Source organism: Bradyrhizobium sp. AT1 (genome assembly GCF_001590795.1).
Classification (GTDB): Bacteria; Pseudomonadota; Alphaproteobacteria; order Rhizobiales; family Xanthobacteraceae; genus Bradyrhizobium.
In genome coordinates, this window is the sequence record NZ_JXDL01000001.1 from 67356 (window position 1) to 90822 (window position 23467).

19 protein-coding genes and 2 pseudogenes are annotated in these 23467 nt (G+C 64.8%); 14 read left to right on the top strand and 7 right to left on the bottom strand.

Going from position 1 to position 23467, the window contains the following annotated elements:
* Nucleotides 1-117: 117 nt before the first annotated feature.
* Both SE92_RS00315 and SE92_RS00320 read right to left on the bottom strand, forming a co-directional pair.
* Nucleotides 118-1284: a TAXI family TRAP transporter solute-binding subunit gene (locus SE92_RS00315; RefSeq protein WP_063203263.1), complete on the bottom strand. Its 1167-nt coding sequence runs from the start codon at nucleotides 1282-1284 to the stop codon at nucleotides 118-120.
* Nucleotides 1285-1549: 265 nt separating this feature from the next.
* Nucleotides 1550-1765: pseudogene (locus tag SE92_RS00320) on the bottom strand (acyl-CoA carboxylase biotin carboxyl carrier protein subunit); the annotation flags it as partial.
* Between the two features lie 94 nt (nucleotides 1766-1859).
* On the opposite strand from SE92_RS00320, the gene SE92_RS00325 reads away from it, so the two are divergent.
* From SE92_RS00325 to SE92_RS00335, 3 genes are all read left to right on the top strand, one after another.
* Nucleotides 1860-2834 (top strand): IclR family transcriptional regulator, encoded by a 975-nt coding sequence (locus SE92_RS00325; RefSeq protein ID WP_063193953.1) that lies wholly within the window; start codon nucleotides 1860-1862, stop codon nucleotides 2832-2834.
* Nucleotides 2764-4323: an acyl-CoA carboxylase subunit beta gene (locus SE92_RS00330; RefSeq protein ID WP_063193954.1), complete on the top strand. Its 1560-nt coding sequence runs from the start codon at nucleotides 2764-2766 to the stop codon at nucleotides 4321-4323. The genes SE92_RS00325 and SE92_RS00330 overlap by 71 nt, the downstream gene beginning before the upstream one ends.
* Nucleotides 4324-4432: 109 nt before the next feature.
* Nucleotides 4433-6130 carry a GMC family oxidoreductase gene (locus SE92_RS00335; protein WP_063193955.1) on the top strand — a complete coding sequence of 566 codons (1698 nt, stop codon included), beginning with the start codon at nucleotides 4433-4435 and terminating at the stop codon, nucleotides 6128-6130.
* A gap of 11 nt (nucleotides 6131-6141) precedes the next feature.
* Here the strand turns inward: SE92_RS00335 and SE92_RS00340 are convergent, their stop codons facing one another.
* A complete protein-coding gene (locus SE92_RS00340) occupies nucleotides 6142-7617 on the bottom strand; it encodes an FAD-binding oxidoreductase (RefSeq protein WP_063193956.1) in 1476 nt (491 codons plus the stop codon).
* A gap of 436 nt (nucleotides 7618-8053) precedes the next feature.
* On the opposite strand from SE92_RS00340, the gene SE92_RS00345 reads away from it, so the two are divergent.
* From SE92_RS00345 to SE92_RS00385, 9 genes are all read left to right on the top strand, one after another.
* Nucleotides 8054-9463 carry a TadE/TadG family type IV pilus assembly protein gene (locus tag SE92_RS00345; protein ID WP_063193957.1) on the top strand — a complete coding sequence of 470 codons (1410 nt, stop codon included), beginning with the start codon at nucleotides 8054-8056 and terminating at the stop codon, nucleotides 9461-9463.
* 10 nt (nucleotides 9464-9473) lie between these two features.
* Nucleotides 9474-10034 carry a TadE/TadG family type IV pilus assembly protein gene (locus SE92_RS00350; protein WP_063193958.1) on the top strand — a complete coding sequence of 187 codons (561 nt, stop codon included), beginning with the start codon at nucleotides 9474-9476 and terminating at the stop codon, nucleotides 10032-10034.
* Entirely contained in the window at nucleotides 10034-10687 is a 654-nt protein-coding gene (locus SE92_RS00355) for a TadE/TadG family type IV pilus assembly protein (RefSeq protein ID WP_063193959.1), read from the top strand. The genes SE92_RS00350 and SE92_RS00355 overlap by 1 nt, the downstream gene beginning before the upstream one ends.
* Before the next feature lie 416 nt (nucleotides 10688-11103).
* On the top strand, nucleotides 11104-11679 hold the full coding sequence (locus SE92_RS00360) for a peroxidase-related enzyme (RefSeq protein WP_063203264.1): 576 nt from the start codon (nucleotides 11104-11106) through the stop codon (nucleotides 11677-11679).
* 94 nt (nucleotides 11680-11773) lie between these two features.
* On the top strand, nucleotides 11774-12580 hold the full coding sequence (locus SE92_RS00365) for a CoA transferase subunit A (RefSeq protein WP_063193960.1): 807 nt from the start codon (nucleotides 11774-11776) through the stop codon (nucleotides 12578-12580).
* On the top strand, nucleotides 12577-13323 hold the full coding sequence (locus SE92_RS00370) for a CoA-transferase (protein WP_063193961.1): 747 nt from the start codon (nucleotides 12577-12579) through the stop codon (nucleotides 13321-13323). The genes SE92_RS00365 and SE92_RS00370 overlap by 4 nt, the downstream gene beginning before the upstream one ends.
* A gap of 300 nt (nucleotides 13324-13623) precedes the next feature.
* Complete coding sequence (locus SE92_RS00375) at nucleotides 13624-14118, top strand: hypothetical protein (protein ID WP_063193962.1); 495 nt, start codon at nucleotides 13624-13626, stop codon at nucleotides 14116-14118.
* A gap of 904 nt (nucleotides 14119-15022) precedes the next feature.
* A complete protein-coding gene (locus SE92_RS00380) occupies nucleotides 15023-16039 on the top strand; it encodes a transporter (RefSeq protein ID WP_063193963.1) in 1017 nt (338 codons plus the stop codon).
* A 22-nt stretch (nucleotides 16040-16061) separates the two neighbouring features.
* Complete coding sequence (locus SE92_RS00385; protein ID WP_063193964.1) at nucleotides 16062-17459, top strand: carbohydrate porin; 1398 nt, start codon at nucleotides 16062-16064, stop codon at nucleotides 17457-17459.
* A gap of 1 nt (nucleotide 17460) precedes the next feature.
* On the opposite strand, the gene SE92_RS00390 is transcribed toward SE92_RS00385, so the two are convergent.
* From SE92_RS00390 to SE92_RS00400, 3 genes and pseudogenes are all read right to left on the bottom strand, one after another.
* Nucleotides 17461-18750: an MFS transporter gene (locus SE92_RS00390; RefSeq protein WP_063193965.1), complete on the bottom strand. Its 1290-nt coding sequence runs from the start codon at nucleotides 18748-18750 to the stop codon at nucleotides 17461-17463.
* Between the two features lie 112 nt (nucleotides 18751-18862).
* Nucleotides 18863-20059, bottom strand: coding sequence for an acetyl-CoA C-acyltransferase (locus SE92_RS00395; protein ID WP_063193966.1), 1197 nt, complete (start codon nucleotides 20057-20059; stop codon nucleotides 18863-18865).
* Nucleotides 20060-20335: 276 nt separating this feature from the next.
* Nucleotides 20336-21107: pseudogene (locus SE92_RS00400) on the bottom strand (enoyl-CoA hydratase).
* Between the two features lie 153 nt (nucleotides 21108-21260).
* On the opposite strand from SE92_RS00400, the gene SE92_RS00405 reads away from it, so the two are divergent.
* Nucleotides 21261-21794, top strand: coding sequence for a PaaI family thioesterase (locus SE92_RS00405; RefSeq protein ID WP_063193967.1), 534 nt, complete (start codon nucleotides 21261-21263; stop codon nucleotides 21792-21794).
* 64 nt (nucleotides 21795-21858) lie between these two features.
* Complete coding sequence (locus tag SE92_RS00410; protein ID WP_063193968.1) at nucleotides 21859-22476, top strand: TetR/AcrR family transcriptional regulator; 618 nt, start codon at nucleotides 21859-21861, stop codon at nucleotides 22474-22476.
* Between the two features lie 59 nt (nucleotides 22477-22535).
* On the opposite strand, the gene SE92_RS00415 is transcribed toward SE92_RS00410, so the two are convergent.
* Nucleotides 22536-23444, bottom strand: coding sequence for a LysR family transcriptional regulator (locus SE92_RS00415; RefSeq protein WP_063193969.1), 909 nt, complete (start codon nucleotides 23442-23444; stop codon nucleotides 22536-22538).
* Between the last annotated feature and the right edge of the window lie 23 nt (nucleotides 23445-23467).

Consider the following 23467-nt stretch of genomic DNA (forward strand, 5'->3'; position numbering starts at 1 on the left):
CGGTGNGCTCTCTCCTCTGGGGGGAGTCCCACCGTCGAGATACCCTCTCCCCAACCCTCCCCCGCAAGCGGGGGAGGGAGCGCACTGCCTTCTTCGCGCTATGCGTAAGTGCATTCGTTATTCCTCGAACCCGTTCGGCATGTCGGCCTTCGCGAGCGCAGCCGCGCGCGCCTTCATCCAGCCCTCGAGAAACGCTTTGTCATCCGCAGGCGGATTGGATTTTCCGTACTCAGCCCACGCCGCGCCGAGCACCTCCTGCCGCTTGATCAGCTTGTTGTTGTGCGCCTCCTGCGCATCGCTCCAATGCCCGGCTTCCTTCAGCGCCTTCACCGCGCCGGGATGCACCGGCACGACCCAGTTCTTGGTCTGGCGATCGGCCGCGAGGCCGCCGGCACCGGGCGCGGAATCCTTGTAGGCGTCGTAGTTCACGATCATCGCCTTGGTCATCGCGTAGACCTGGTCGGCCGGTTGCGAAGCGTAGGTGACGAAGATCGGGTAGGGGTAGTTGCCAAGCTCGACGGGCTTGTCCGGCGAGATGCCGGCGCCGCAGGTCGCGACCTGCGGGAAGAAGAACGATCCGACCTTCTGCATCCGCGCCCAGCCTTCCTTGTCCTTGGCGGGCAGCGGCGGCCAGATCAGGCCGCGCGGCGAGGTCTCGGCCTCCTTGGCGGGGCCGGTGATGGTGGTGCCGAAGGCGGCATCGACGTCGTTGTTGATGAGGCCCTTCCACATCGCGCCGTAGCTCGCAAACTCGACGGCCTTGACGTCCTTCTGCGTGAGGCCGGCGAAGGCGAGCACCGCCAGCGAGTTCTGGTTCAGCGCCGGCGAGCCGACCACGAAGCCGACACGCTTGCCCTTGAGGTCCTTCAGCTCCTTCACGCCGGTGTCGGCGGCAACGCCAAGCGAGCCGCAATTGCAGTCGACGGTGGAGAGCAGGATCTGCAGCGGCTGCGGGCCCCATTCCTTGGCGCCGAACTCGAACACGCCTTCCTGCGCGAAATAGGTGCCCGATCCCATTGCCGACGAGGCCGCACGCTTGGCGCGCAGCGGCGCGAGGCGGGCGACGTCGTTGCCGGCGGGAAGCACGCGCACGTCGGTGCCGTATTTGTCCTTCATCATCTTGCCGACGCCGACCGCGATGTTGAAGCCGGCGGTTCCGGTGTCATAGGCCGTGAAGGTCAATGTCGCCGGCAGCTTGACGTCATCGGCGAATGAGTAGCGTGTAGACGCAACAGAAATGCCTGCCGCCAAGGCAGGCACAAGCATGATCAGCCCACGAAGCATGTTTCCCTCCAACATTCCCCGCGTTAGCCGCGAGGATTTTCATTCTTTGTTTGAAACAGAGTTTGTTTCAGATGGGATCATGTCACCGCGATCAAGCGATGGCAACGCCGTACCGCGAACGCGACGTGAGCCAGACAGATTGTCGCGTGTCCTTGCGACGACGAAGCGCCTAGCCCATGATTCGAGATGTGCCGCAAGCAGACGTCTCGAAGGAAGGCCCCGCGAAGATTGCGCAACCAAGGCTGCGACATATGCATGTTCGCCTCGCGACGATCGCGATCGCTCGTCGTTCGGCGACGACGTCGTCGAGCTTCACCAGCAGCGACGTGATCGTGCCGCTCGCAGGCGAGGGCACCGGTATCTCCATCTTCATCGCCTCGACCACCACAATTTCATCGCCATCCGCGACAGTTCCTCCAACTTGCACGGGAGTTGCGCAGATGCGTCCGGCGATCTCCGTGGCGATCTTAATTTCTGGCATGCCATCGCCTTTTTGTTGTCGTCGCAAAATGCCTGAGGTAGCGTCGTCAGCAAGTGGAATTTAATTCCGCAGAGCGGAACAGGCGGTAGGGAACATGGGACGACGATCCGAGCGGTTGAGTAGGCAAGGCGTGCTCACTGGCGATGCCGGTGAGGGAGATGTCATCCAGGTGGTTTCGCGCGCGTTCGACGTGTTGCGATGCTTCGAGGGCCACGAGGCGAGGCTCGGCAATCTCGAGATTTCAAATCGATGCGGCCTGCCGCGCTCGACGGTGTCGCGGCTCACGCACACGCTGACGCGGATGGGACAATTGGTCTATCTGCCGCGCGATCAGAAATATCGCATCGGCCCGAGCGCGGTGGCGATGAGCGCTTCGATGATGAAGGGCGCGCAGCTGCGCAGCATGATCCGCCAGCGGCTGCAGGAAGTGGCAGAGCAATTGCCGGGGACGGTCGGCTTCGTCGTGCCGGACCGCTTCCATCTGGTCTATCTCCAGTTCGCGCGCTCGGCCTCTGCGCTTGGCCTGCACGAGGGCACCGGCAGCCGCATCTCGATGGCCTCGACCGCAGCAGGTGCGGCCTACACTGCGGCGTTGTCGCCGGACGTCGGCGATGCCTTCATCGCGGACATGGAGCGCGAAGCGCCCGAGGCCGCGAAGATCCTCAGGCCCCGCATCGAGGCCCACCGGCAGATGCTGCGCGAGCGCGGCTATGTCGTGGCCTGCGGCTTGTGGAGCCCGCACATCAACGGTCTGGCGGTGCCGATCTGGTCGCCGCAATACCAGACCTTCGTGGTCATCACGATCGGCCTGCTCTCGGCGATGTATGACGAGCAGCGTCTGCATGACGAAGTCGCGCCGCTGATGCTCGCGCTCGGTCGCTCGCTCGGCAGCCTGATGGAAGGCGCGGAAGGCGACGCCTTCAACAACCGTATCTCGCGCAAGCCGGTCGCCATGGCCGTGCACAACAATAACAAGCCGATCAATTCGGAGGGAGTGAATGAACTGGAAGCCGGAACTCGACGAGCTCGCCCGGCGCGAAGCCTTCGCGCGGGAGATGGGCGGCGTTGACAAGGTCAAGCGACAGCATGACCAGGGCCGGCTGACTGTTCGGGAGCGTATCGACAAGCTTACTGATCGAGGCAGCTTTCACGAGATCGGCGCCGTCTCCGGCATCGGCGAGTACGATTCCAGCGGCGAATTGCAGAAACTGACGCCGGCGAACTGCGTGTTCGGCCGCGCGCGTGTCGACGGCCGCACGATCGTTGTGGTCGGCGACGATTTCACCGTGCGCGGCGGGTCGGCGGATGCGTCGATCTCGGCAAAGCCGTTGATGGCGGAGGAGATGGCGCACGATCTCCGCCTGCCCATCGTCCGCATCGTCGAGGGCTCCGGCGGTGGCGGCTCGGTCAAGACCATCGAGACCAAGGGCGCGGCGAACCTGCCGGGCGGCATCGGCGGCACGCGCTGGTATCGTTTCACGACCGAGAATTTGTCGCGCGTCCCGGTGGTCGCGCTCGGCCTCGGCTCGGTCGCGGGGTTAGGCGCCGCACGCCTTGCCGCCAGCCATTATTCGATCATGACGCGGAAGTCGGCGATGTTCGTCGCGGGGCCGCCGGTGGTGAAGGCGCTGGGGCAGGACCTCTCGAAGGAGGAGCTCGGCGGCGCCGACATCCAGACCCGTGCCGGCGCGGTCGACCATGCCGTCGACACCGAGGAGGAGGCTTTCGCCTGCGCGCGGCGCTTCCTGTCATACCTGCCGTCGTCGGTCTACGAGCTGCCGCCGACCTTGCCTTGCGCCGACAATCCCGAACGCAGCGACGAAGCGCTGATGAACGCGGTGCCGCGCAACCGCAAGCAGGTCTATAAGATGCGGCCGATCATCGAATCGGTCGTCGACAGGGGCTCGTTCTTCGAGGTCGGCAAAAACTTCGGCAAGCCCATCATCGTCGGCCTCGCACGGCTCGAGGGCAGGGCGGTGCTGCTGCTTGCCAGCGACAGCTTTCACTATGGCGGCTCCTGGACGGCGGACGCCTGCCAGAAGGTGGTGCGCTGGGTCGACTTCGCCGAGACCTTCCATCTGCCGATCGTCTATCTCATGGACTGTCCCGGCTTCATGATCGGTCTCGACGCCGAGAAGACGGCGACCATCCGTCACGGCGTCCGCGCCATGGCTGCGGTGAACCAGACCACGGTGCCGTGGTGCACCGTGATCCTGCGCAACGCCTTTGGAGTTGCCGGCGTCGTGCATCAGCCGGCCGACCGTTTCTCGATCCGCTACGCCTGGCCGTCGGCCTATTGGGGCTCGCTGCCGCTCGAAGGCGGCATCGAGGCGGCCTACCGCGCCGACATCGACGCGGCCGAGGACAAGGCGGCCAAGCTGGAAGAAATCCAGGAGCGCCTCAACAAGCTGCGCTCGCCGTTCCGCTCGGCCGAGAAATTCTGGGTCGAGGAGATCATCGACCCCCGCAAGACGCGCTCGCTGCTGTGCGAGTTCGCGCGGCTGGCGGAGCCGCTGCGAAAAGCGGGGCCGCCGCAGAATTTTTCGATCAGGCCGTGATGCCCCGCCATCATCGCGACCGCGACAATCTTGTCCCGGCCGCGATCGCGTGACCTCAAAACAAGAACGCGCTACGTTTAACGAACAAGAACAACAGGAAACGCCAATCGTGTACGACTTCATTATCGTGGGCGGCGGCTCGGCGGGGTCCGTGCTGGCTCACCGGCTCTCGGCGAGGAGCGCCAACAAGGTTCTGCTGTGCGAGGCCGGGCAGGACACGCCGCCCGGCAACGAGCCGGCCGAGATCAGGGACAGCTATCCGGGCACGGCCTATTTCGATCCGCGCTTCCACTGGACCGAGCTCAAGGTCACGACCCAGGTCGTCAGCCACAACAATCCGAACGAAGCCCGTCCCCCCTTGCGCAAATACGAGCAGGCGCGGGTGCTCGGCGGCGGCTCGTCGATCAACGGCCAGATGGCCAATCGCGGCGCGCCGACCGATTACGACGAATGGGACGCGCGCGGCGCGGAAGGGTGGACGTGGAACGACGTGCTGCCCTTCTTCAGGAAGGTCGAGCGCGACCTCGATTTCGACGGTCCCTATCACGGCAAGGACGGCCGAATTCCGGTCCGCCGCATCCCGCGCGAGCACTGGACCAGGCACTCACAGGCCTTCGCCGATGCTTTCCAGCAGGCCGGCCATCAATTCCTGCCGGACCAGAACGGCGAGTTCGTCGACGGCTATTTCCCTGTGACGCATTCGAACCAGGCTGAGCAGCGCGTCTCGGCTGCCATGGGTTATCTCGACCGCGACACCCGCCAGCGTGCCAATCTCACCATCTCCACCAACACGCAAGTCCGCGAGCTGCTGTTCGAAGGCACGCAATGCGTCGGCGTGAGGGCTGTCGTCGACGGGCGCGAGCAGGAATTCCGGGGACGCGAGATCATCCTCTCCAGCGGCGCGATCCATTCGCCGGCGCATCTCCTGCGTGCCGGCATCGGCCCGGTCGGCCACCTCAAGGATATGGGCATTCCCGTGCTGATGGGCTTGCCGGGTGTCGGACAGCGCCTGATGGATCACCCATCCATCTCGCTGTCGTCCTTTGTCCGCCGCGGTGCGCGCATGAACGAGCACACCAGGCGCCACATGCAGCTGGGCTTGCGCTATTCCTCGGGCCTTGCGGGCGTGCCGAGGGGCGACATGTTCGTCGTCCTGCTCTCCAAGTCGGCCTGGCATGCGGTCGGCGAGCAGATCGGCTCGCTCCTGACCTTCGTCAACAAGACCTATTCGGAAACCGGACAGGTCAAGCTCGCCTCGCGCGATCCCACCGCGGAGCCGATCGTCGAGTTCAACCTGCTGTCCGACCGGCGCGATCTCGATCGCCTGATGAGTGGCTTCCGCAAGATGGCTGCCATTCAGATGAGCGACATCGTCAAGAAGGTGACCGACAAGCCGTTCCCCGCGGCCTACACCGACAAGGTCCGCAAGATCGGCGTCGTCAACAACAAGAACAGGATCCTCACCAAGATCGCCGCGACGCTGATGGACGGGCCGGCGGCGCTGCGTCACTACATGATCGACAATTTCGTGGTCGAAGGTTTCACCTTCGATCAGGTGATCAACGACGACGAGGCGCTGGAAGCCTTCGTCCGCAAGGCGACCATCGGCGTCTGGCACGCCTCGTGCTCATGCCGCATGGGCCGGGCCGACGATCCCATGGCGGTGGTCGACAACCAGGGCCGCGTCAAGGGCGTGCAAGGCCTGCGCGTCGTCGACGCCTCGATCTTTCCGGTGGTGCCGTGTGCCAACACCAACTTTCCCGTGCTGATGTCGGCGGAAAAGATCGCGGCCGCGATCATGCAGTAGGTCGCGGGGGCCTACACCCGCAGCACCTTGCCTGGATTCATGATGTTCTGCGGATCGAGCGCGCGCTTGATGGTTCGCATGATGTCGAGCTCGGTCTTCGAGCGGTAGTGGCTGAGCTCGTCGAGCTTGTCGATGCCGATACCGTGTTCCGCCGAGATCGAGCCGCCCATGGAGGTGACGAGGTCGTTCACCGCCCGCGTGATGGCGCCCTTGTATTGCGTCAGCGTCTGCTGATCCATGCCTGATGGCCCCATGAACGAGAAATGCAGATTGCCGTCGCCGATGTGGCCCAACGGATAGGGCCGGATGGTCGGCAGAATGTCGAGCGCGGCCTTGAGCCCGAGATCGATGAACTCCGGAATCCTGGAGATGGCGACCGAAATGTCGAAGCTCATCCCGGGTCCCTCGGCCCGCGAGGCTTCGGCGACGCTCTCCCTGATGCGCCACATGTTCTGCGACTGGCTTCCGGTCTGGGCGATCACCGCGTCGATCACGCGGCCCGCCTCGAGTTGCTGGCTGAGAAACTGCTCCATCTTCTCCGCGATGCCCGCAGCCCCGTCCTGGCGCGCCCGCGAGGACGACCATTCCAGCAGCAGGTACCACGGCGTGTCCGCGCGAAGCGGATCCTGCGTGCCGGGGATATGACGCAGCACCATGTCGACGGCGGCGCGGCTCATCAGCTCGCACGAGCCGACATTGTCCTCGGATGCGCCATGGGCTTCCGACAGGATCTCCAGTGCCGCGCGCGGATCGGGGATCGCCAGCCACGCGGTGCAGACGTCCTTGGGCGCCGGCCACAGCTTCAGCACGGCCTTGGTGATGATGCCGAGCGTTCCCTCGGCGCCCATGAAGAGGTGCTTGAGGTCGTAGCCGGTATTGTCCTTCTTGAGCGCGCGCAATCCGTCCCAGACCTCGCCGTTCGGCAGCACCACCTCGAGGCCCAGCACGAGGTTGCGGGCATTGCCGTAGCGCAGCACCTGCACGCCGCCGGCATTGGTCGACAAATTGCCGCCGATCATGCACGAGCCCTGGGCGCCGAGGCTGAGCGGCAGGAACCTGTCGTGCCGGCTCGCTGTCTCCTGCAGGGCCTGCAGCACGCAGCCGGCCTCGACCGTCATGGTGTAGCCGGTGGCATCGACGTCCAGCACGCGGTTCATGCGGCCGAGCGACAGCACGATGCCGGTATGCGCGGGCCACGGCGTGGCGCCGCCCATCAGGCCGGTGTTGCCGCCCTGCGGCACGATCGCGACCCCGTGCTCATGGCAGAGCCGGACCACCTTCGCGACCTCCTCGGTATTGCCGGGACGAACCACGGCTCCGGCCCCACCGACCAGCAGTCCGCGCCAGTCCGTCACGAACGGCTGCTTGCCGTGCTCGTCCTCGATGAGGCCCTTCTCGCCGACGATCGCGCGCAGTGAATCGCGCATCTGGGCGGTCAGCGGAACGGTTGGAATGATCGGTTCGGATGACGGGCCGGCAGCCGGCATTTGTTTCCCTTCTGGTTTCCCCTGGCGCATCTTGATGTGCACTGCGCACGCTGGCGTGCGTCAGGGCATTGTCCACGTTTGCACCGCCGAGTCTAACGGCAATATGGCTCCGGCTGGCAAGGTCCGGCGGGCCGGGCGCCCGGCGTTCTGTCGGTCGGCGTCAATCGTGTCTCTTCCGTTATTCTACGGGTATTCCCAGTCGTTTACCGCCAATCTCTACGGTCGCGTTTAAGCGACATTAATGATGCCTTCTCGATATGAGACATCTCGATCCCATGCGGTTCCTGTTTGCGGAGTGCCCGTAAGTGTTGATTAACGGAGCCATCGCCATATTCCGCCCGTGATGGGCGAGCGTCGGCATCGAACCCCGGCAATCTCTTCCGTCGATTTCAGGGAAAGGGCCGCTGCCGCAACGACGGCAGTAAGGATGAACCTCATGCTTCGCCGCGCGGTGCTCCGTTTCGCGACAGACCGGAAGGCCAACGTCGCCATCATCTTCGCGCTGACGCTGGTCCCTATCATCTTTCTCCTGGGCATGACGCTCGACTACACGCTGGCCCTGCGCAAGCGGGAGCAGTTGAACGCAGCCGCCGACGCGGCCGCGATCGCGGCCGTGAGGCCCGCGATGCTGGCGCAGAGCGACAAGTCCGTCGTCCAGGCGACTGCGGCCGCCGTGTTCGCCGCCAAGGCCAATCTCCCGGGATTGTCGACCGTGCCGACGCCAACGATCACGGTCACCGATTCCGGGCTCGCGCGGACCATCACGGTTTCCTACACCGCGCAGTCCGTCAACAATTTTCCCGGCGTCCTCGGCAAGCAGACCTGGGACGTCGCGGGCTCCGCGACGGCGCGGGCGTCCAGCGCCCCCAACATGAATTTCTATCTGTTGATGGATGACTCGCCGTCCATGGGGATCGGCGCGACCGCGGGCGACATCAGCAATCTCATCAAGTACACCGCTCCCGCCTACCAGACGGCGGCGGCCTCGCAGAATTGCGGCTTCGCCTGCCATCAAACCAATATCGCTCACGACGGCGGCACCAAGGACAACCTCGCGATCGCGCGGCAAAGAAACATCACCTTGCGTATCGATCTCGTGACGAACGCCGTCAACCAGCTGCTCAATTCATGGTCGAACTGCCCGCAGTCCGGTATTACGGGCGGCGTCATGCAGTGCATGTCGGCGCTGAACAACACCACCTACAAGGCGGCGCTCTACACGTTCGACCTCGGCTTGAACGAGTTGGCGTCGCTGACCACCCCGACCACCGCAGGGGCCCAGGTTTCCAACATCTCTCTGATGCCGGTTGCCTACCAGAATTGCGTCGTCGTTTCGACCAATTGCAAGACCGACAACGGCACCGACATCGCCGGCGCTCTCAAGAGCATCAACGACAAAATGCCCAACCCCGGCCTTGGCAGCAATTCGGCGAACGATACGCCGCAGGAAGTCGTCTTCCTCGTCACCGACGGCGTCGAAGACAAGATCTCCGCGACCTGCCCCAATGCGAGCTTCGCCTCCAACAGTCGATGCCAGCAACCGCTCGACACGACGATGTGCAAGACCATCAAAGACCGCGGCATCAAGATCGCCGTTCTCTATACGGAGTATCTTCAGCTCATCGCCGACGTCAACACCGGCATCCAGAAGACGGATCAATGGTACATGAACTGGATCGACAAGTACGACCAGCCCACGTCCCTGACCGGCAAGATCGCGCAGAACCTCCAGGCATGCGCCTCGCCCGGTTTCTATAATGCCGTCAAGAACGGGCAGAACATTTCCGATGCGCTGACCGACCTTTTCATCAAGGTCGCGTCCAGCACAGCCAGCCTCGTGCAGTAGAGAACGCGCCATGACGGAGCCGGATACTGCAACGACCAGGAGACGCCGCAATCGCTGCGCTGCGTTCGCGCGCGACAGCAGGGGCGCCACGGCCGTCGAGTTTGCGCTCGTCGCCGCACCGTTCCTCGCGCTCGTCATCGCGCTCATTCAGACGTTTCTGGTGTTCTTCGCCCAGCAGATGCTCGAATCGGTCGTGCGCCAATCGGCGCGCCTCGTCATGACCGGACAGGTTCAGTCCGCGAACATGACGCAGGCGGTCTTCAAGCAGAAGGTCTGCGACCAGATCGTGATCCTGTTCAACTGCAGCGGCCTGATGATCGACATGCAGGTGGCGAGCTCGTGGACGTCAGCGAACACGGGAGTGCCCACCCTGACCTTCGACGGCACGGGCAAGGTCAACAATGTCTGGCAGTATGACCCGGGCGACGCCGGCGATATCGTCGTGCTCCGCGTGATGTATGTGTGGCCGGTCGTGCTCGGTCCGCTCGGTTTCAACCTCTCGAACCTCAGCAATGGCAACCGGCTGATCATGTCGTCCGCCGCGTTCCAGAACGAGCCAGGAGCCACCTGATGATCTCCGCCCTGTCGTCCCGCGCCCGGCACCTGCTGACCGATGTCCGCGCCGTTGCGGCGACGGAGTTCGCCATCGTGACGCCGTTCATGCTGGTGCTCTATATCGGCGGCGTCGAGCTCGGCAACGGGCTCGCCATGAACGTCAAGGTCAGCGCGACCGCGCATAGCGTCGCCGACATGATCACGCAGAACACGGCCGTCACCGCGACGCAGATGAGCGGTATCCTCGCGGCTGCGACCGCCATCATGGCGCCGTATCCCACCAAGAACGGCAGCACCTCCTTGATGACCATCACGGTCTCGGAAGTCTCGACCGACAGCAGCGGTAACGCGACGGTGCAATGGAGCACGTCGACCAGTGCGACCGGGGCGAGAAAGAAGGGTGATCCGATGACCCTGTCATCCTTTACCGCGCCGGGCGGTACCAGCAATGCCAACATCTCGCTCATCCTGAGTGAGGTGTCCTACGACTACGCGCCCAACCTCGGCTTCACCATTGCCGGCACCGTGAAGCTGTCCGACAGCTATTATTTGTTCCCGCGTTGCTCGACCAACGGCCCGGCCACCAAGACACCTCCCTATTACGACGTGAAATATCCGGCGACGACCGCTTGCACCTGCGTCCAGCATTTGCAGCAGAAGAGCTGCTGATCTCGCAGGGGCGGGCTGGCGATCGCAATCGAAGTTCAGCAGAGGTCGTCATGCACGGGCTTGTCCCGTCTCCGCGGCTGAAGCCGCACCGGCAGGTCGCGGGTCCACGTTGTCCCCGCTGCGTGGAGGGGCGTGAATAGCCGGGACAAGCTCGGCCAGGACGCCAGTCGGTGTCCCGGACCGCCGCCGGTGCGCGGGGCTGGTCTACAGCAACCCGCATTGCCATACGACATCGAAGCAGGCATTGATTGCGATAGCCTCGCGCATTTCTCTGGATCGGTTGGCAGGGTGCGGCGCTTCGGGCGGAGCGGGAACGACGCATCGTCTGGGCAGTTTTTGCGATGATCCCGGCCAAGGGCACGAGGAAAGACGACGGCGCGCAGTTTCCATACGCTGGATCCAAGGATATTCAGGCCATGACCAAGTCACCCGCAGTCAGTCGCTTCCCCGTTCCTGATCTCGCCGACATGCCGGACGACATCCGGGCCCGTATCCTCGCTGTTCAGGAGAAGTCCGGCTTCATTCCGAACGTGTTTCTCGTGCTGGCGCACCGGCCGGACGAGTTTCGTGCGTTCTTTGCCTACCACGATGCGCTGATGGACAAGCCCGGCAACCTCACCAAGGCCGAACGGGAAATGATCGTGGTGGCGACCAGCAACCTCAATCAATGCCAATATTGCGTCATCGCGCATGGTGCGATCCTGCGCATCCGCGCCAAGGACCCGCTGATCGCCGATCAGGTCGCGGTCAATTACCGCAAGGCTGACATCACCGACCGGCAGAAGGCGATGCTCGATTTCGCCGTGCGCGTCTCGACCGAAGCCTACAAGGTTTCCGAGGCCGATTTCGCCACGCTGAAATCGCATGGGTTTACGGAAGAGGACATGTGGGACATCGCCGCGATCACCGCGTTCTTCGGCCTCTCCAACCGGCTTGCCAATGTCACCAGCATGCGGCCGAACGCGGAATTCTACAGCATGGGACGCGGCTGACTGATCGCCATCGGCGCCGGCACGGCGGACGGGCCGGGAGGTTGATCTCGTTCGGTCGGCGTCTTGAAAAGAAAATCAAGGGGGAGGTGAGGAGATGACGGACTTCGTGACGCCGCAAGAGATGGCGGAGATGATCCCCTCGGGGTGCAAGCTTGGCCTCGCACCGGACGACTACGCCGCGGCCCCGGGACTGGTCCGGATGCTGATCGATCGCGGCATTCGCGATCTCCACGTGGTCTGTGCGCCGATCGGCGGCATGCAGGTCGATATGCTGATCGGCGCCGGGGCCGTCGCGACGCTCGAGACGAGCGCCGTCAGTCTCGGCGAAGCCGGCGGTGCGCCCTGTTTCAGCCGGGCCGTCCGCGACGGCTCCATTCGCCTCCGTGATGCCACTTGTCCCGCGGTGTTCGCGGGCCTGACCGCCGCGGAGAAGGGCGTGCCGTTCATGCCGATCCGCGGCATCATCGGCAGTGACGTCTTGAAGCAGCGCGACGACTGGAAAGTGACGTCGAACCCGTTCGACGACAGCGAGAAGATCGTCGTGGTCTCGGCAATCCAGCCCGACATTGCCTTGTTTCATGCGCCCGAGGCGGACCGGTTCGGCAACGTCCGGCTGGGACGCCGGCGTGAGACGATGCTGCTGGCTCACGCGTCGAAGCGGGCCTTCGTGACCGTCGAGCGCATCTCCGAGGTGTCGCTGCTCGAGGACGAGAAGACCGCCGCTGGCGTCCTGCCCGCGATCTATGTGAGCGCTGTGGCGCAGCTCAAGAACGGTGGATGGCCCACCGGGCTTTACGCCGAGTATCCCAGGGATGGGCAGGAAGTCGAGAAATACGCCCGCGCGGCGCGCTCGCCGGAGGGCTTTCGGGCCTACATGCGGGATTCGAGGAACGCGGCATGAGCGAAGCGTGCACCAGCCGTGAGTTGATGATCTACACGATCTCGCGGCTGCTGAAGGGCGTGCGGCATGTCGCGGTCGGTCAGTCCTCGCCGATGCCGGCCGCCGGCGCGATGCTGTTGCGTGCGCTCAACCAGCGTGACGGACTGGAGCGCGTGCAGGTCTCGATCCTCGGCTCGGTCAAGCACAACTCGTTCACTGGAGGAGCCGAGGAGCTGTTCGATTGCGCCGCGCAGGGGCGCCTCGATGCCTTCTTTCTCGGCGGAGGCCAGATCGACGGCCGCGGCAACGTCAATCTCGTCGGCACCGGCGACTATCCGAACAACCCGGTCAGATGGCCGGGCTCGTTCGGCTCCGCCTATCTGTATTTCCTGGTTCCGCGGGTCATCCTGTTCCGCGAGGAGCACAGCCTGCGATCCCTGGTCGAGCGCGTCGACTTCGTGTCCGCGCCCGGCGTCACCGACGAGACGGTCTACCGGCGCGGCGGCCCGCATGCGCTGCTGACCAACGCGGCGCTGTTCTCTTTCGACCGCGAGGCCGGCCGCTTCCGCCTCGAGAGCACGCATCCGGGATATGGCTGGCGCGACATTCGCGGCACGACGGGCTTTGCCTACGACAACGAGCAATGCGAGACCACGACGCCGGCGCCGGACGAGGCGACGCTGGCTTTGATCCGGGGTCGGATCCGCGAGGAGCTGCGCGAATGTTACCCGCAATTCGCAGGCAATATGCCCGGTCCGGGATGAGGCCGGGTTCGGCTCCGGCGACGCTCGCCGTGGCCATCCTTCGAGACGCCCGCCGCGTAAAGCGGCCCAATGACAGGCGCCGCGGTCGTCTCGCAGGACGAGGCGCGCGCTCGACTGCCGGAAAATGCCGTACGGGACCGACGGGAATTTGCCGCGGTGCTATCGGATTCATCCCGATGGGTGCGCCTGGTCCCGGCAACGTTCAGGCAATCTCCGCAACATTTCTAAACATCTTCGTCAACATCCTGCGGCTGTTCGGGCGTAGGACGCGCACGGTCTCTACGAATCAGGATTGGCAGAATGCGACTGAAGATTTCGGCGGTGCGCACGGGTATCGGCGCAGCCTGCCTCGTGCTCGTCGGCGTCAGCCCGTCATGTGCGGAGCCGGTGTTCGACAGTCTGGCCGGCGCATGGTCGGGCATCGGCACGATGAAGCCGTCCGACGGTCCGCGCGAGAAGGTTCGCTGCAAGGTGGCCTACAACGTCACCAGGCCGGGTCGGTCGTTGACGCTCGACCTGCGCTGCGCAAGCGATGCGTACAAGATGGTGCTGTCCGCGAACATCGAGCAGAGCGAGACGGAACTTTCCGGCAATTGGTTCGAGAGCGAGTACCGGCAGGGCGGCAAGGTCTACGGCACGAACAAGGACGGGCTGATCGAGGCGCGAATAGAGGGAAACACAGTGGCCGCGCTGGTGACGATCCAGACCAGGAGCAGCCATCAATCCTTTCTGATGGAGGCGCCGGGCTCCTGGATGGCGGAGGTCGCGATCGAACTGAACAAGGACGCGAAGTAAGCCTCTCTCGCAAAAAGTCCGGGAGACGGCTGGACCCTGTAAGTCGTTGATCTTCAATGCCCCGGCTACTGTGCATGGGGTTGTTCTCGCGTTTCTGTTGGCGAGGGCAAGCCAAAGTCTCAAAATTCGCTTTACAAGAATTCGGGTATACCGTATGTTTCGCGGCATCCCGCCCGCCACAAGGGGCGTTTCGCGATCGTCACGAGACGCGGGCCGGGAGGCGGTGGCCGCGACGGCGTCGGCGCGATGGACAGGCTGCAGGGCGGAATCCCCGTGAGCAGCGGCACGCGCGATACGACACGGCGCTGACAGCGTCCTCGTTCAGTCCCGGTGGTGAGCGCACGCCAGCCGTCGGGAATGAGGGGCGGGGATGTGCGCGGACGGCAAAATCGTGTGGTCCTGACGCCCGGGGTCTGTGCGTCAAGTGTTGCGGTGATGCGGCGGCCCAACCGGGTCGGCACATCAGCCATCCGCAAGGCGACGGGGGCAATAGCGCATCGCTCCCCGAGGAGAGCGCGACATAAGCCGTCAAACCATCCGCGCAGGGAAGGCCGGTTGTCCGGCGTCACCTGTAGTCCACCCCGTGCGCGTCTTGTTCGCACACGGGACCGCGGGTGCCAGCCGGCATCCGGCCTTCCCTGCGCCCTTTCTCATAAAAGGGAGCAATGAAGAGAGCAAAGCTCGGGCGGAATGAGCCGCGAGAACGCGAAGACGTGTCTGCCGATCTGAAGGCGAATTGATGATCGAGACATGTCAACTTGCTCCGTCATCGATGATCGGCCTCAGAATAGGGCGCCATCATCAAGCTGTAACACTGGCGTAATTGAGTACCCGCGTGGGCTCCGGGGGATGCCGTCAGCCATCTTTCCGGATACGGGGCATTGTTGACGATTGGGATTGGGCCATGGCTGAGCCGGCGAAGCTTGTCAGCGCGATATCGGAAGCTGTGCCTGCGATTCCGGGTCTGGTGTGGGCGTTCCGCCTGCACGGCGACGGCAGCGCCGAGCCGCTGCCGGTCGACCAGCCGATCGAGTTCAACCATGACGGCCGGCTGTGGCTGCATTTCAATCTCACCGATGCGCGCGCACGGCCCTGGATTGCGTCCGCACAGCTGCCGCCGCTCGCGCGCGAACTCTTGCTGTCGCACGATACGTTCCAGCAGCTTCACGTCATCGACCATTGCGTCTACGGCGTGTTCTCCGATCTCGTGCGCGAGATCGACAGCGCGACGGAAGAGACCGCGTTCCTGCGCTTCGCCATGACCGAGCGCCTTCTGGTCAGCGGCCGTCATCAGGCGCTCTGCTCGGCGGACGCAACGCGCCGCGTGCTCGAAGGCGGCTACCGCGTCGACAATGTCGCCCATCTCCTGGAGAAGATCGTCGACGAGGTTGCCGACACGCTCGACAGGACGGCCGACAAATTGGGCCAGGAGATCGACGACATCGAGGAGCGCATCCTCGCCGACGACGCAAAACCGGAGATGCGGCGCAATCTCGGTCGCCTGCGCCGGACCTGCGTGAGATTGCACCGGCAGCTCACCGGCCTGCGCGTGCTGTTTCACCGGCTCGACCAGAAGAACATCGATCATCTCTCGCCCGCCTTGCGGATCCAGGCCGGCAAGCTCGCACAGCGGCTCGACGGCCTCGACCACGACATCGTCGAGCTCAGGGAGCGCAGCCGCCTGCTCGAGGAGGAGCTGCGCTTCAAGAACGAGGAGGAGAGCAATCGCCATCTCCACACGCTCTCGATCGTCACCTCGCTGTTGCTGCCGCCGACGCTGATCACCGGCATCTTCGGCATGAACACCAAGGGCCTGCCGCTGACCGAGGTCGAGAGCGGATTTCTCGTGGCGGCGGCGCTGATGGCCTGCTCGGTGGCCGCGGCCTATCTCTTCATGCGGCGGACCGGTATCTTCAAGTAGCGTACGCCAGCCGGAATTAGCCGTGATTGGGACCGCCCATAACTCTCTGTTGCGAGGTGCGGCCGCGATGGCCCTGGCCTGCACGGCCACAAGCGCGCTTGCCGGCGCCAAGGACGAGAGCGCGGCCGGATGGCTGTTTCCAAAGTGGTTCAACGAATGGCATGACGGCCTCGCCGGCAAGGGCCTGAATTTCGGCGCCACCTACATCGCGGACAACATCGCGAACGTCTCCGGCGGCGTGAAGCGCGGGGCCGTCCATTTCGGCCGCCTCGATCTCTCGGTCGATGCCGACCTCGACAAGCTGGTCGGCTGGACCGGCGGGCGATTCTACGCCAATGCGTTCGTGATCTACGGCCGGGGACTTTCCCGCAACTACGTGATGAACCTCGCCACCATCAGCGAGATCGAGGCGCTGCCGGACCAGCGGCTCTACAATGCGTATTTCGAGCAGAGCTTCTTTGGCGACCGCCTGAACATCAGGGCAGGCCAGCAAGCCGCAGACGTCGAGTTTTTCGACAGCCAGACCGACGACCTCTTCATCAACGGCACTTTCGGCTGGCCCGCGATCAAGGCGAGCAACCTTCCGGCCGGCGGCCCGGCGCCGCCGATCGCGGTGCCGGGCATCCGCGTCAAGGCGACGCTGTCGGACCAAGTCACGCTGTTCGGCGCGATGTTCAACGGCGATCCCTCGGGCCCGGGCAATCAGGACCCGCAGCTGCGCGACCATCATGGTCTTGCTTTTCGCATCAACGATCCGCCGTGGGTGATCGGGCAGGTCCGCTTCAGCTACGACATCGATATCGCGGGACGTCCGCTCGCCGGCAATTTCACGCCGGGCGCCTGGAAGCATTACGGCTCATTCGACAGCCAGCGCGTCACGGCGGAAGGTCTGTCGATCGCCGATCCGTCCGGCAGCGGCATTCCGGCAAAGCTCAAAGGCAATTACGGGATCTTCGCGGTGATCGAGCAGGTGCTTTATCGCCCGCCGGAAGTGAAGGAGAACAGCACCTCGGCTTCGCTCCCGGGCATCACCGCGTTCGGCCGTATCGCCTACAGCCCGCCGGATCGCAATCTGATCGATCTGTACATGGACGGCGGCATCGGCTTTGTCGGCTTCACGCCCGGTCGTCCGCTCGACCGCTTCGGCGTGGCGGCGGCCTATATGCGGATTTCGAAAACCGCCCGCGCTCTCGACGTCGACACGAATGCCTACACCGGCGTGCAGGGCCCGGTGCGCAGCAACGAGACGCTGATCGAGATGATCTACGAGGCGCACATCAAGCCGGGCTGGCTGGTGGCGCCTTATTTCCAGTACGTGTTCCGCCCCTCGGGTGGCATCCCGAACCCGAACGATCCCGCCGGGACGTCGCGGATCGGTGACGCCGCTGTGTTCGGCGTCACCACCACGATCAGGTATTAGCTCAGGCCGCCGCGGGCTGGAGCTTCGGCTGCCGCGATAGCGCCAGCACGATCAGCGCGGCGAATACGCAGAGCGCGCCGGCGATGAAGAACGCAGGGAGATAGCTCTGATAGACCGTCCGCGACAAACCCGCTCCGAACGCCGCGGCACCGGCGCCGAGCTGATGGCCGGCAAAGATCCAGCCGAACACCAGATTGGCGCGTTCGGGCCCGAATTTCTGCGCGGTGAGCCGCACCGTCGGCGGCACCGTCGCGATCCAGTCGAGGCCGTAGAACATCGCGAACACCGAGAGCCCGTAGAACGAGAAATCGCTGAAGGGCAGGAAGATCAGCGAAAGCCCGCGCAGCCCGTAGTACCAGAACAGGAGGTAGCGATTGTCGTAGCGATCGGACAGCCAGCCCGACATGATGGTGCCGAAGAAGTCGAAGATGCCCATCGCAGCGAGCAGGCTCGCGGCCTGCACCTGCGGGATGCCGAAATCGAGGCACATCGGGATCAGGTGCACCTGGACGAGGCCGTTGGTCGACGCGCCGCAGACGAAGAAGGTGGCAAACAGGATCCAGAACGCGGTCGACTTGGAGGCGTCGCGCAGCGTGCCGAGCGCCACGGCCGTGATCGAGCCGTGGTTGACGGGCGGTGCGGGCAGGGGCTCGGTGCCCTCGTCGCCGAGCGGGCGCAGGCCGACATCGCTCGGCCGGTCGCGCATCATCAGCAGCACGGCGAACGCGGAGACGCCGAGCATGATGCACACGAAGCCGAGCGCGAGACGCCAGCCGTAACGTTCGGTGAGGCTTGCCAGCAGCGGCAGGAATACCAGCTGGCCGGTCGCAACGCTCGCGGTCATGATGCCGACCACGAGGCCGCGCCGCGCCGCGAACCATCGCGTCGCGATGGTGGCGCCCAGCACCAGCGCGGTCATGCCGGTGCCGATGCCGATCACCACGCCCCACAGCGCCACGAGCTGCCAGACCTCGGTCATGCCGAGCGAGGCTACCAGCGCCGAGACGACGATGAGCTGCGCGGTCAGCGTGACGTTGCGCAGGCCGTAGCGGTTGAGCAGGGCGGCCGCAAACGGCGCCATCAGCCCGAACAGGATGAAGCGGATCGACAGCGCGGAGGAGATCTCCGCCGTGCTCCAGCCGAACTCCTTCTGCAGGGGAACGATGAACACACCGGGCGCGCCGACCGTGCCGGCGCTGATCAGCGCGGCGAAGAAGGTCACGCCGACCATCACCCAGCCGTAGTGAATGTTGCGGCGGGACAATGCTGCCGCGAGCCAGTTCGAGATCATCGAGCCTCAATGTAGGTTAGCGGGCCCGAGCAGGCCCGCACGATCGTTGCAATCTGGCACGAAAAGGGGAAGTCTAAAATGCCAGACTTCCCTCAATTTCGGCCATCGACGGTCAGTGCACCGACCGTTCGATGGCGATGGCGGTTGCTTCGCCGCCGCCGATGCACAGCGCCGCGATACCGCGCTTGAGGTTGTTCGCCTCGAGCGCGTGCAGCAGCGTCACGATCAACCGTGCGCCGGTCGCCCCGATGGGATGACCGAGCGCGCAGGCGCCGCCGTTGATGTTGAGCTTGTCGCGGGGAATGCCGAGGTCGCGCTGCGCCGCCATCGCCACGACGGCAAACGCCTCGTTGATCTCGAACAGGTCGACATCGGAGGCAGCCCAGCCGACCTTGTCGAGCAGCTTGCGGATCGCCGGGATCGGCGCCGTGGTGAACCATTGCGGTTCCTGGCTGTGGGTGGCGTGGCCCTTGATCTCGGCGAGAACGGGCAGGCTACCGCGATCGGCGAGCGAGCGCTTGGTCAGCACCAGCGCGGCGGCGCCGTCGGCATTGGCGGAAGAGGCGGCGGGCGTAATCGTCCCGTTGGCGCGGAACGCCGGCTTGAGGCCCGGGATCTTGGCGGGATCGACCTTCAGCGGATGCTCGTCATTGGCGATGATGCGTGGGCCGGCCTTCTCGGTCAGCGTGATCGGCGCAATCTCGGCCTTGAACGCGCCGCCCTCGACCGCCTTGCGCGCGCGGCTCAGCGTCTCCATGGCATAGGCGTCCTGGTCCTTGCGGGTGAACTGATAGGCCTCGGCCGTCGCCTCGCCGAAATCGCCCATGGAGCGGCCGGTCTCGTAGGCATCCTCCAGGCCGTCCATCATCATGTGGTCGATGATGCGGTCGTGGCCGACGCGATAGCCGCCGCGCGCTTTCGCCAGCAGATAGGGCGCGTTGCTCATGCTCTCCATGCCGCCGGAGACGACGATCTCGGCAGATCCGGCGCGGATGATGTCGTGCGCCAGCATGGTTGCCTTCATGCCGGAGCCGCAGACCTTGTTCACGGTGGTGGCGCCGGTGGCGTCGGGCAGGCCGGCCGCGCGCGCGGCCTGTCGCGCCGGCGCCTGGCCTTGTCCTGCCGGCAGCACGCAGCCCATGAAGACCTCATCGACCTTCTCGGGCGCAAGCCTGGCGCGCTCCAGCGCCGCGCCGATCACGTGCGAGCCGAGGTTGTGCGCGGCAAGCGGTGACAGCTCGCCCATGAAGCGGCCGAGCGGCGTGCGGGTGGCGGAGACGATGACGACGGGATCGGCGGCTTCGGCCATGATGGGGTTCCCTGGCGATGATGTGTAAGATTATGATCATCATATGATGCGGCGCAAAAAATGCAACCGCGGCCGGGATGAGAAAATGTCGTGGTTCGGATAAGATTTGTTGGGGTGAGGACTTCGTCATCCGTGTCCTGGACGCGTCGCGACGTGCAACGTTGCGACGCGGAGCCGGGACCCAGATTCGCGCCGACCTCATTGGTGCATGGGCCGGCTCAGCAGCGCACCGCAAGGGAGCGCTGCGCTGCGTCCAAAGCACCGGAAGCCTGGCTCCTACCGCTTCCGGTTCACGAACGCGCCCATCAGCCGCGTCGGCTCGTCCGAGAGGAACGACTCGCCGAACACCTTCACGCTCAAATTGACCGACTCCGTCAGCGGCAGCTCCTCCCACTGCCGCAGCAGCGCCTTCTGCGAGCGCAGCGCTTCGGGGCCGCATTCCAGCAAGGCCTTCACCAGGTGCTCGACCTCGGCATCGAGTTCGCCTTCAGGCGCGACCTTGTCCACCAGGCCCCAGGCCAGCGCCGTCGGCGCATCGATGTTTTCGGCCGTCATCACCAGCCAGCGCGCGCGGGCCCAGCCGATCAGGCGCGGCAGGAGCGCTGCGTGGATCACCGAGGGGATGCCGACGCGTACCTCCGGCATGCCGAAATGTGCGTCATGCGCGGCGACCCGGAAGTCGCAGGCCGCGGCCACTTCGAGCCCGCCGCCGAGGCACCAGCCGGGCATGCGCGCGATCATCGGGGGCCGGGAATTGGCGCACGGCTTCGCAGAGATCGCGCAGGCGGCTGATGAAGGCCTCGGCCGATGTCTGGTCGAGCTTGGCCATCTCCTTGATGTCGGCGCCGCCGATCATGCTCTTCTCGCTCTGGCCGCGCAGCACCACGACGCGGATGCTGCGGTCGGATGCAAGCTGCTGGAGGCCTTCGCGCACGGCATCGGTCACCGGCGAGCCGAGAATGTTGAGCGGTCCGGCGTTGCAGATCGCGACATGAACGACGCCGCGGGTATCGCGCGTGATGCCGCAGTGATTGTTGAGCATTTCCATCGTGGAACTCGAAGGTTTCGTGGACATGCGCGAAGCGCGCCGGTCAGGACCACTTCCGGGCCGAAACGCCCGGCTTGTCAAGCCGGCGGCGAGGGAGTTGTCCGCGCGAAGTCCGTGCAATAGTATGAGGGGCATAATATAAAAGGTGATGACATGACTGGTAACGATCAACTCGACTTGTTTTCGCCCGCGCAGCGGCGCGAGCGTGTGGTGGAGTGGCAGGCGCCAGCGCCGGTCGCGAAAGTGGCGATGGGCCTATCGGGCATGGATGCCATGCAAGGCATTCGTGACGGCCGGCTGCCGCCGCCGCCTTTCGGCAAGCTGATCGGTTTCACGGTGGGGACGGTCGAGCCGGGTCGGGTCGTCATGGAGCTGGAGCCGCGCGAGGATCTCGAAAACACCATCGGCCTCATCCACGGAGCGACCGCCGCCGCGCTGCTCGATACCGCGATGGGCTGCGCCATTTCGACCCGCCTGGAAGCCGGCCGGAGCTCGGTCACTCTCGACCTGAAGCTGACCTTCCTGCGCCCGCTCTCGGTCCGGTCAGGGCTGATCTCCGCCGAAGGCAGGGTGATCAAGCTGGGGCGGCAGACCAGCTACGCCGAAGGTTTCGTGCGCGACGGCAAGGGTGCCCTTGCGGTCCACGCAACTGCAACGTTTTCGATGATCGGAAGCAACTTAACATGAATTAATGCACCCATTTCGCCATGGGCGTGTTATGAGATGACCATCGACATTCAATGAGATCAGCATGCGCTATTCCCGGGAACACAAGCAGGAAACTCACGACCGCATCGTGAAGAAGGCTTCGGTGCGGCTGCGCGAGAAGGGCGCCCACGGCATCGGTGTCGCCGATCTCATGAAGGAGGCCGGCCTGACCCATGGCGGCTTCTATGCGCATTTCGATTCCCGCGAGGCGCTGGTGATGGAGGCCTTCGCCTATGCCATGGATCGGTCGATGGACCATTGGCGCAAGCTCACCGATGAGGCCGCTCCTGAAAAGCGGCTGGCGCTGGTCGCGGAGAGCTACCTCTCCACGCTGCACCGTGACAATCCCGGTACTGGCTGCTCGATCCCCGCCCTCGGCGCCGAGATCGCCCGTGAGAGCCCGAAGGCGCGAAAGGCCTTTGCCGGCAAGCTCGACGAGATGATCGAGCAACTGGCGGACTACATCCCGAACCTGCCGCGCAAGGCGGCACGCAAGCAGGCGGTCGCGACGCTGGCGACCATGGCCGGCACGATGCTGCTCGCGCGTATCGCCGGGTCGAGCGAGCTGTCGGACGAGGTGCTGAAGGCGGGCAGGGACAGTGCGCTGGAGGGCGCGAAGCGTGAGCCCAAGGTGACGGCGGCGAAGAAGGCGAAGAGCTAGCCGCGGTGCCGGTAGATTTTGGGGTGCCGAAGGCATAACCCACCCTACAAGATCGTCACTCACCGCCCTGCAAACAACGCCCGCTCGCGCTCCACGATCTCACCGATGTAATCCGCCACCGCGCGGATCCGCGCGAGGTCCTTGCTGTCGGCGTGCATCAGCATCCAGAACGTCCGCGTGATCGAGATCTCTTCCGGCAGCACGGCCACGAGCTGCGGATAATCGCTCGCCATGAAGTGGGGTAGCACCGCGATGCCGAAGCCGGAGAGGGTGGCATTGAGCTGCGCGATCAGATTGGCGCTGCGGAAGCGCGCGGAGATCCGCGGCGACACCTGCGGCAGGTAGTCGAGCTCCGGCGTGAACAAGAGCTCCTCGATATAGCCGACGAAACGGTGCTGCGGCAGGTCCTGCCGCGAGGTGATGTCAGGGAAGCGGTCGAGATAGGCGGGAGCGGCATAGAGCCCAAGCCGGTAGTCCAGCAGCTTGCGGCCGACGATGCGGCCTTCCTTCGGCATGGTCAGGCTGATGGCGATATCGGCCTCGCGCTTGGACAGACTGAACAGCCGCGCGGTCGCCACGAGTTGCAGGTCGAGATCGGGATACCGGTCGGCGAAGGGGGCCAGCCGCGGCGCCAGGAAGGCGGTGCCGAAGCCGTCGGGGGCGCCGATCCGTACCGTGCCGGTCAGCCGGGCCACCGAGCCGCCGACCTGCTCCTGGTTGGCGACGATGGTCGATTCCATGGCTTCGGCGCTGTCGGCGACGCGTTGGCCGGCCTCGGTGAGGAGATAGCCGGTCTTGCGGCGGTCAAACAGCTTGGCCGACAGGTGCTTCTCCAGCCGGTCGACGCGGCGGATCACCGTGGCATGGTCGACGCCGAGCTGTTTTGCCGCAGCCGAGACCGAGCCGCCCCGCACGATGGCCAGCACGAAGCGAAAGTCGTCCCAATCGATAGCGCCTTGATCCAGCATTTTCGCACATCTATGGTGCATTA

Bases quoted from the DNA above. Each gene is read 5' to 3' on its own strand.
- SE92_RS00315 (WP_063203263.1), bottom strand. From the start codon at position 1,284: ATGCTTCGTGGGCTGATCATGCTTGTGCCTGCCTTGGCGGCAGGCATT.
- SE92_RS00325 (WP_063193953.1), top strand. From the start codon at position 1,860: ATGGGACGACGATCCGAGCGGTTGAGTAGGCAAGGCGTGCTCACTGGC.
- SE92_RS00330 (WP_063193954.1), top strand. From the start codon at position 2,764: ATGAACTGGAAGCCGGAACTCGACGAGCTCGCCCGGCGCGAAGCCTTC.
- SE92_RS00340 (WP_063193956.1), bottom strand. From the start codon at position 7,617: ATGCCGGCTGCCGGCCCGTCATCCGAACCGATCATTCCAACCGTTCCG.
- SE92_RS00345 (WP_063193957.1), top strand. From the start codon at position 8,054: ATGCTTCGCCGCGCGGTGCTCCGTTTCGCGACAGACCGGAAGGCCAAC.
- SE92_RS00350 (WP_063193958.1), top strand. From the start codon at position 9,474: ATGACGGAGCCGGATACTGCAACGACCAGGAGACGCCGCAATCGCTGC.
- SE92_RS00355 (WP_063193959.1), top strand. From the start codon at position 10,034: ATGATCTCCGCCCTGTCGTCCCGCGCCCGGCACCTGCTGACCGATGTC.
- SE92_RS00360 (WP_063203264.1), top strand. From the start codon at position 11,104: ATGACCAAGTCACCCGCAGTCAGTCGCTTCCCCGTTCCTGATCTCGCC.
- SE92_RS00365 (WP_063193960.1), top strand. From the start codon at position 11,774: ATGACGGACTTCGTGACGCCGCAAGAGATGGCGGAGATGATCCCCTCG.
- SE92_RS00370 (WP_063193961.1), top strand. From the start codon at position 12,577: ATGAGCGAAGCGTGCACCAGCCGTGAGTTGATGATCTACACGATCTCG.
- SE92_RS00375 (WP_063193962.1), top strand. From the start codon at position 13,624: ATGCGACTGAAGATTTCGGCGGTGCGCACGGGTATCGGCGCAGCCTGC.
- SE92_RS00380 (WP_063193963.1), top strand. From the start codon at position 15,023: ATGGCTGAGCCGGCGAAGCTTGTCAGCGCGATATCGGAAGCTGTGCCT.
- SE92_RS00390 (WP_063193965.1), bottom strand. From the start codon at position 18,750: ATGATCTCGAACTGGCTCGCGGCAGCATTGTCCCGCCGCAACATTCAC.
- SE92_RS00395 (WP_063193966.1), bottom strand. From the start codon at position 20,059: ATGGCCGAAGCCGCCGATCCCGTCGTCATCGTCTCCGCCACCCGCACG.
- SE92_RS00405 (WP_063193967.1), top strand. From the start codon at position 21,261: ATGACTGGTAACGATCAACTCGACTTGTTTTCGCCCGCGCAGCGGCGC.
- SE92_RS00410 (WP_063193968.1), top strand. From the start codon at position 21,859: ATGCGCTATTCCCGGGAACACAAGCAGGAAACTCACGACCGCATCGTG.
- SE92_RS00415 (WP_063193969.1), bottom strand. From the start codon at position 23,444: ATGCTGGATCAAGGCGCTATCGATTGGGACGACTTTCGCTTCGTGCTG.